The sequence below is a fragment of the uncultured Metabacillus sp. genome (assembly GCF_947503125.1).
In the GTDB taxonomy this organism is placed as follows: Bacteria; Bacillota; Bacilli; order Bacillales; family Bacillaceae; genus Metabacillus.
In genome coordinates this window covers 35,482-43,898 of record NZ_CANNCR010000038.1, presented here as the reverse complement: position 1 = coordinate 43,898, position 8,417 = coordinate 35,482, and the positions used below count along the sequence as shown (strand labels likewise).

Here is an 8,417-nt window from a genome sequence, read left to right as displayed (position 1 = left end):
AAACCATTGGTGTGTTTGTCAAGAGCGATTGCGGCGGTCAACAAGTTCACTTCGGTGTTAATTAAAACTAAAACGTTTTTTTTCATAGAACTTTTGACACTACCTAAAGGCGAACAAAAGATTCGCAGATTGGTCAAACAAGGTCGCGAATGGCGATAATAGCAACATAAAGTGATTGAAAGAAAAAAACAAATCCCCAAAGGAAGGCAGGAATTTTCGTATAATGTGCCAAACTTGTTGCATCTCCTGCGGACTTACTTTTTATTATGCTTAACATAAAAATTTGTAAGGCAGATGAAACAGACTCTGTTAAAAGGACAGATGACAGAAAATAGGCAAAAAACGTTTGAAAGCCGCTGCTGCCGCTATAAACTGTCCATCCACATATAACAATAAAAGAAATGAGCCAAATAACTCCATACAGATTTCTTATCCACAGCAGTAAATTGATGATGGCAATCGCTAAAAACGCATATAAAATGAAACGACTATTTCCCATGTTCAGCAGCATAAAACAACCATAAGCAACTAGGGAAGAAAAGGTATATCCAGCATAAGAAATCACGACACTTGAAAACCAGCCGCGTTGACCTGTAACCGCTTCTCCTGCCGTATTTATAAATAATTTAATCGAGTACACCTTGCCATTAAGAAGGAGCGCAGCTAAGGCATGACCATTTTCATGAATCAATGTATTGATCATTGTAAAATAGCGTCCAATTATTGGGACATGAGACAAAATATAGGCAGCGATTAAATAGACAACGATTTGATTTGTTAATAGGTTTTCCAACTAAAACATTCCCCTTTTTTCAGGCTATGTTCTTAGTCTAGGAAAAATTTCGGATCTATAATCAATCCTGATTAATTAAATAGAGGGACAGAACCTTTATTCTGTCCCATACACTTAATTATTTGATTAAGTTCGGAGGAGTGCCGCCCTCAAGCCCGGTTACTAAGTTTTCAGCTGCCAGTCTCGCCATTTTTTCCCTTGTTTCTTTTGTGGCCGATCCGATATGCGGCAACGTAACGACGTTGGAAAGCTGCAATAATGGGTTATCTTTGCTTACAGGTTCTGTTTCATAAACATCCAAACCTGCAGCTAAAATCTGTCCGGTTTGCAAAGCTTTTATTAATGCTGCTTCATCAACGTTTTTACCTCTTGAACCATTGATAAATATTGCGGTGTCTTTCATTAAGCGAAATTCTCTTTCTCCGATCATCTTATCCGTTTCAGGTGTATGCGGTGTCATTAAGCACACATAATCCGATTTACTAAGCAATTCGTCAAGTTCACAATATACAGCGTTAAACTCATTTTCCACCTGTTTATTTCTTGAGCGATTGTGGTAAAGAATCTCCATATCAAAGCCAAAATGGCCTCGTTTGGCAATGGCTTTTCCAATATCCCCTAACCCAATAATACCAAGTACTTTATGATGGACATCTACACCGAATAAATCCTCGTCCTTCGTTCCTCTCCATTTACCTGATTTCACATATAAATCAAGCTCAGGCATCCTTCTAGCCGTTGCAAGCAATAGGCCAAAAACAGTATCTGCTGTTGTATCAACTAATACTCCTGGTGTATTTGTTGCTTGGATGCCTCTTTTTTTCAATTCTTCTAAATCCAAATTATCATAGCCTACTGATATATTTGATACGATTTTTAAATACGGCGCTTGATCGAGCAACTCCTTATTTACTTTCAAACTAGCACCTAACAGTCCATGTGCCGTAGGTAATTCTTTTAGAAAATCAGGATCATGGTCTGTTTCTAAGTTATGAAAATACTTGATAACGAACTTTTCCCTTAATAAGGCTAGAACATCCTCAGGTACTTTTCGATAAACGATGACCGTTTGTTTCAACTTTCTCCCACTCCTATTATCAGCTTCTAGACCACTAATCATTCACAAGGTCGTTACAGACTTATTCAAGTTCATAAACAGAAAGTCCTGCTTATTACCCGAAGAAAATGATCAGAAGAACAAAATTCATAAAAAAAGCGCAAGGCGCCTGCCTATCAGCGACAAGCATAAGGCGAACAGGAATAGAAGGTGTACTTTACCTTCAATTCCTGTTTGACTTATGACCTCGAGCCGATGGCGCCTGGAGCTAGATTCAGAAACGCAAGCTATGTTAAGAAAATATATAAATTCTGATAGTATTAGAAAAACTTGGCGTATCGCCAAGTCCTAATGGCGAAAGCCTTAGTATTTCTTATACTATCATCCATAAAATTTTATACTTTCTGGTGATAGTACAAAAATACCCCTGCTTGGTTTTTAACCAGGCAAGGGTGTATTGTAAGATGGAAGTCATATAATACGATTCTGCTAAACTTTTACCTCAAGCTTCTTCCAGCTTCCTAAATCTGTTATATCTTCCGATCCATCTGCTGCATAGCCTTCACAGATAAATCCAGGTATTTCTGTACCATCCTGCAGCTCCACTTTACCAATTCCAAGAGGAGAAGGAATTAAAACAGCAAATTCTCCAAAAGAATGCAAAGGCATTTCCCAAATCTCTAATTCAATGGCTTTACCACCTGTTTGTTTTTTGATAAGGCCAGGCTTTGCAGGAGATGTCGGCAGTTTAATAAATTGATATTTTTCCGCTGTGATTGCCTCCTTCACAAAAACCGCACCAAACTCATGCATTTGTTTTTCAAATAGAAAGCCTCTCATATGCAAACCACATACTGCTACATATATTTTCTTTTCCTGGCCTTTATTTCGATTCATAAACGCTTCCGCTGCACCTATAATAAGACCTTCGTTTTCTGAATGAGCAAAGAAGGTGATCCCAAATGGGAGATTCGCTGCGGCTTCTTCAGCAGGAACGGCAATAGCACATAAATCCAATAAATTGCAATGATTCGTATAGCGTCCCATATCGCTATTTGTTTTGATAGGATCCTCTCTTACTTGATCTCGAGTCCATGTCCCGCCTACTGTTGGCATTACTAGTACGGCATCCTTTAAAAGATTGCTAGCTTTACGTTTTAATACTTGCAAACGATGTATGGATTGAAACACGGAAGCAGCATCATATTTGGGTAAGGTAGCAGAGCGCAAAACCTGTTCTGTTACTGGAAAAGTACTGCCTGGATGCTCTTTAATAAAGCCTCCTATATCAGCCCATCGTTCTGCTACATATGGTCCATCATAAAGAATGGCTGCAGCTTCAGAAAATAATTGATCATCAATATATTCTATCGGAATATTTAATTGTTTTAAGTTACTAATCGCTTGTTCCCATGCAGCTCTATACTCATTGGCAAATGGACCAAAAAACGCTAATGGCTCTCTTGGTAAACAGATTTTCTCAGGCAATTTCTGAACTGGAAATGGAAGTTGGCGTGACCAAGGATCGTGCTCATCTATTCCCCTTGCCACTGCATCAACTTTCTTTGCATCTTCTAAGCTATGAGAAAAAACAGTGACACAGTCAAGACTTGCACAGGCTGGGACAACTCCTTTTGTCGGCCATGCTCCTAAACTCGGCTTTAATCCGACTAGATCATTTAAAGCAGCAGGTACTCGCCCTGAACCTGCGGTATCTGTTCCAAGGGAGAAAACGGCATGCCCTCTTGCCACCGCAACGGCAGAACCGGAGCTTGAGCCGCCGCTTAAGAGCTCTGGTCGTAAAGCGTTATGCGCTTCTCCGTATGGGCTTCTCGTGCCTACCAATCCTGTTGCAAATTGATCGAGATTGGTTTTTCCAAGCGGGATAGCTCCTGCTTCGATTAATCGTGCGACAACCGTTGAATGTTCTGTTGGTGTATAGGCATATTCAGGACAACCTGCAGTAGTTGGGACATTTGCCAAGTCTATATTGTCCTTAATAGCGAAAGGAATCCCCCAAAGTGGTGAGGAGTCGATGTCGAGCGTTTGTAATCGTTCAAGGTATGGCTGAATGGTATCTTTATTTGGCGATGTGATCCAAATATTCATTCCCTCATCTCTTTTGACACGTTGAATAATTTCAATTATTACCTCAGTTGGAGCAAGTTCATGTTTTAAATATTTTTTACGGAGCCAAGCTATTGTTAGTTTTTTAGGTAATTCAACTTTCTTCATTGTGCAGCACCCACCTTTTCATTCAATTCCTCAAACAAACTGACAAATAATTGTCCTGCATGGACTGCGTCTCCAGGTTTTACGTACACCTCAGCAACAATCCCATCACAAGGTGCTGTTTGGGGGAATTCCATTTTCATGCTCTCCTCAATGATTAAAACATCGCCCTTTTTCACATTTTGCCCTGGTGTAACGAGAACCTTCCACACACTTCCGGGCATTGAACAGTGAACAGGTATTGCCCCTTCTGGAAGAACTTCTTCATGAGGATCATTTGAGGTTTCCTCCTCAGACACATGCTCGGCAATACCCAGCTCCTTCCATCTTTCACGTTCCGCTTTAAAGGCCTCCTGTTGGCGAACACGAAATTGCTCAGCGCTTTCCTTAATCTCCTCATGAAATGATAAATAGTCACCAAGATCAAATGTTGTTTCTGTAATATCCGCCTCAAATCTGCCCCGTAAAAAGTTCTCCCGCATTTCCAGCAATTCACCAGCTTCTACTGGATAAAACTGAATTTGGTCAAAAAAGCGTAATAACCAAGGCTTCCCCTGTTCAAAACTCTTTGTAGAACGAAGCCTGTTCCACATTTGAATAGTTCTTCCAACAAATTGATAGCCTCCCGGTCCCTCCATACCATAAACACACATATATGCTCCGCCAATGCCAACAGCATTTTCAGGCGTCCAGGTCCGTGCCGGATTATACTTTGTTGTCACAAGACGATGTCTAGGATCAATTGGTGTGGCAACAGGTGCACCTAAATAGACATCCCCTAGTCCAAGTACAAGATAATTGGCAGAAAAGACGATATGTTTTACATCTTCAATGCTTTCGAGTCCATTAATTCTTCTAATAAATTCTAAATTATCAGGACACCATGGTGCGTCAGGCCGGATATTTTGCTGATATCGTTCTGTTGCAAGCTGTACAGAGGGATCATTCCATGATAGCGGCAAGCGAACAATTCTTGATGGTACTTGAATGGATTCAAGCGGCGGGAGCTTGCTATCAATCTCTAATACCTTTTCAGCTGTTTCTTTCACTGTTATTTTTGAGGCATCAATGTGGATCTGCAATGAGCGTATACCAGGTGTTAAGTCTAAAACTGGAATTTCGCTGGTATTTTTGATTACATCCATTAATATATGGGTCTGAAATCTAAGTAATAAATCAAGCTCCATTTCCCCGTACTCTACTAATAAGTGTTCATCCCCACAACAACGAATGGTAATTGGAAATTTTCGATTATGTTTCTCAAAAGCAAGCACTGGATAATCAGAAGATAATGCTTCATTTGTTTGTATGATTTCAACCTTGTTTAAAAGATTGAACTCGTTATGCCCTATCGCATGAAGATTATTTTCCTGCAACTTTCGTAAACGGTCGGCTTCTTCTAATGTAATGAGCTGAAATTGGACGGTATCCCCAGGGTGAAGCTGGCCAATTTTCCAAAATTCTGCAGAGGCAGTCGTTACTGGACAAACAAACCCTCCGAGACTAGGACCATCGGGACCAAGTAGAATCGGCATATCGCCTGTTAAATCTAACGTACCTATTGCATACGCATTATCATGAATATTGGATGGGTGCAGCCCTGCTTCTCCTCCATCCTCCCTTGCCCAAAGCGGCTTAGGCCCGACAAGGCGGACACCGGTTCTTGAGCTATTAAAATGAACCTTCCATTTTGTTTCTGTCAACTGGGTTAAATAGCTCTCTTGCAAAAATTCTTCTGTACAATGCGGCCCGGGAATAACTCCGATTGTCCAGGAGTGCTTCATTTGCGGCTGATGGAAAGCCGGGAGCTCTTGAGAATGGCTTGGTTTGAAGTGATGACAAACAGCCAATATGTCTCCTGTACGAAGAGCGCGTCCGCCATGACCCCCAAAGTTTCCAAGCGTAAAAGTTGATGAGCTGCCTAATATTTTCGGCATATCAAAGCCGCCAGCGATCAACAAATATGTGCGCATTCCAACTTTTGCCTCACCGAATGATAGTATCTGACCATTTTTAGCCAGAATCGGTTTATACATTGGAACAGACTCGCCATCCAGCATGGCTTCCATATCAGCTCCCGTTAAGCAGAACCACATCTCATTTCGAAAGCGATAAGAACCACCGCGCAATGTGAGCTCCAACCCTGGTGCATCATCCTCATTTCCTAATAATTTGTTTCCGATTCTGAAGGATAAAGGATCCATTGGACCACATGGTGGCACACCCACATCCCAATGACCTGTTCTTCCCGGCCAATCCTGAATGGTTGTTTGCACGCCGCCATCTAATACTTCCAAGGTGTTTTCAACTGGCTTAAAGCCATTTAACATTCGTGTATAAACATTACCTGTTATGCAATCCTCTTCCTTGAGCAAGCTTTGTAAATACTGAAGATTGGTTGTAATGCCGTACATGCGTGTTTCACTTAATGCCTGAACTAATTTAGCGATTGCATCTGTTCTGTTTTCACCGTGAACAATGATTTTCGCCAGCATTGGATCATATAATGAAGTAATTTCGATTCCATCTCTTACCCATGTTTCATTCCGTGAAAGGGTTGAAAAAATGGCCTGATCAAGCTGACCTGCGCTTGGTCGGAAATCATGAAGACAATCCTCCGCATAAATTCGTGCTTGGATGCTATGTCCATTTAGCTTATGAATAAGGGATTGTAAATCCTTTAATTCATTTGCTGCCTCTTTAACCATCCACTCTACTAAATCCACTCCCAACACTTCTTCAGTTACACCATGTTCAACCTGTAATCTTGTATTGACTTCTAAAAAATAAAACTCCGAGCTTTGAGGATCATATAAAAATTCTACAGTACCTGCACTTCTGTATCCGACCTCACTAGCTAAGCGCTCTGCTGCAGCGAACATTTTTTCACGTACTTCGTTGGATAGGTTGGGAGCCGGGCTTTCCTCAATCACCTTTTGATTGCGCCGCTGTATGGAACAGTCACGCTCCCCTAACGAAACAACCTCTCCAAACTGATTCCCGAAAATCTGTACCTCTATATGACGGGCTTTTTCTATATATTTTTCTAAAAAAAGACCTCCATTTTTAAAATTCGTTTCTGCAAGATGGCGGACCCCATCATACGCAGCTTTTAGCTCAGCTTCGTTATGACATACACGCATTCCAATTCCACCGCCGCCTGCCGTGCTTTTCAACATAACCGGGTAGCCGATTTTTTCAGCATACATTAAAGCTGCTTCAAGATTCTCAATTAAATCCGTTCCAGATAGCATTGGTACACCGGCTCTTTCCGCAATTTCTCTCGCTGAATGCTTTAATCCAAACATTTCCATTTGCTCTGGAGTAGGTCCAATAAATGCGATTCCTTTTTCAAGACAAGCCCTTGCAAAATCAGCATTTTCACTTAGAAACCCATAGCCTGGGTGAATCGCCTCTGCACCAGTCTTAAGTGCTGTTTGTAAAATTAATTCAGCGTGTAAATAACTATCCTTTGCCGCTCCCTCGCCGATATGCACTGCTTCATCGGCATTGTCTACGTGCAAGCTATCTTGGTCTGCTTTTGTATAAACCGCAACAGAAGAGATACCAAGTCTTTTTAACGTACGCTCAATTCTGACTGCAATTGCTCCGCGGTTAGCAATAAGAACCTTTTTAAACATATCAATCACTCCTTCTCTTCTACTAGTTATTCCAGATCAACACGCGGACTGGTGTTGGGTTATATGCATTACATGGATTATTCAACTGTGGACAATTGCTGATTAACGCGATCGTTTTTACGATTGATTGTACTTCAACATATCTTCCCGGTGCTGACACACCATCTGCAAATTGAAGTCCTCCTTCTGGTGTTACAGGTACATTCATAAAAAAGTTGATATTAGGGGCCAAATCTCGTTTTGTATATGTGTCATCATACTTTGCCAGCTGAAGCATGAATGTATCACGGCAATTATGCATTGGAAGTGTATCGTGTGAATAACGAACTGTGTTGCTTTGTGCCGAGCATGCACCGCCTAATGTATCATGGCGACCGCAAGTATCTGCTACAATTTTTAACAACTCTTTATTAGATTCTGAGCGTAATACAGTGCCTGTTGATAAATAGATATTTCCTTGACCTGCAATAGTCGCAATTGCACTATAATGATCATCTGGATTTTCAGCATCATAAAACAGCGTATCTGCCGCTTGGTTGCCTTCTAAATCTACTATTCTTAACACCTGCCCTGGCAAAAGCTCATGCATCCACCCTTCACCAGCAAGAATTGTTTGATCATAAATTGCTTCTTCTTCTTTTCGCGGACTTTCCGTATAGTTTAAGACAGCCATGTTTCTTCCTCCCTGTTTATT

Annotated in this window: 5 protein-coding genes; all 5 read right to left on the bottom strand. The window is 41.1% G+C overall.

The features are described from left to right. Positions 1-133 precede the first annotated feature (133 nt). The gene (locus Q1B07_RS19160; protein WP_299092966.1) at positions 134-793 is read right to left on the bottom strand and encodes a M50 family metallopeptidase; all 660 of its coding nucleotides are present in this window, start codon (positions 791-793) and stop codon (positions 134-136) included. 118 nt (positions 794-911) lie between these two features. Further along, positions 912-1,871 carry a D-glycerate dehydrogenase gene (locus Q1B07_RS19155; protein WP_299092968.1) on the bottom strand — a complete coding sequence of 320 codons (960 nt, stop codon included), beginning with the start codon at positions 1,869-1,871 and terminating at the stop codon, positions 912-914. 468 nt (positions 1,872-2,339) lie between these two features. After that, positions 2,340-4,085, bottom strand: a complete 1,746-nt coding sequence (atzF, locus tag Q1B07_RS19150; RefSeq protein ID WP_299092969.1) for an allophanate hydrolase — start codon at positions 4,083-4,085, stop codon at positions 2,340-2,342. Beyond that, positions 4,082-7,723, bottom strand: a complete 3,642-nt coding sequence (gene uca, locus Q1B07_RS19145) for an urea carboxylase (RefSeq protein WP_299092971.1) — start codon at positions 7,721-7,723, stop codon at positions 4,082-4,084. The genes atzF and uca overlap by 4 nt, the downstream gene beginning before the upstream one ends. A 22-nt stretch (positions 7,724-7,745) precedes the next feature. Continuing rightward, positions 7,746-8,396, bottom strand: coding sequence for an urea amidolyase associated protein UAAP2 (locus Q1B07_RS19140; RefSeq protein WP_299092972.1), 651 nt, complete (start codon positions 8,394-8,396; stop codon positions 7,746-7,748). Positions 8,397-8,417 lie beyond the last annotated feature (21 nt).

Bases quoted from the DNA above. Each gene is read 5' to 3' on its own strand.
- atzF (WP_299092969.1), bottom strand. From the start codon at position 4,085: ATGAAGAAAGTTGAATTACCTAAAAAACTAACAATAGCTTGGCTCCGT.
- uca (WP_299092971.1), bottom strand. From the start codon at position 7,723: ATGTTTAAAAAGGTTCTTATTGCTAACCGCGGAGCAATTGCAGTCAGA.
- Q1B07_RS19140 (WP_299092972.1), bottom strand. From the start codon at position 8,396: ATGGCTGTCTTAAACTATACGGAAAGTCCGCGAAAAGAAGAAGAAGCA.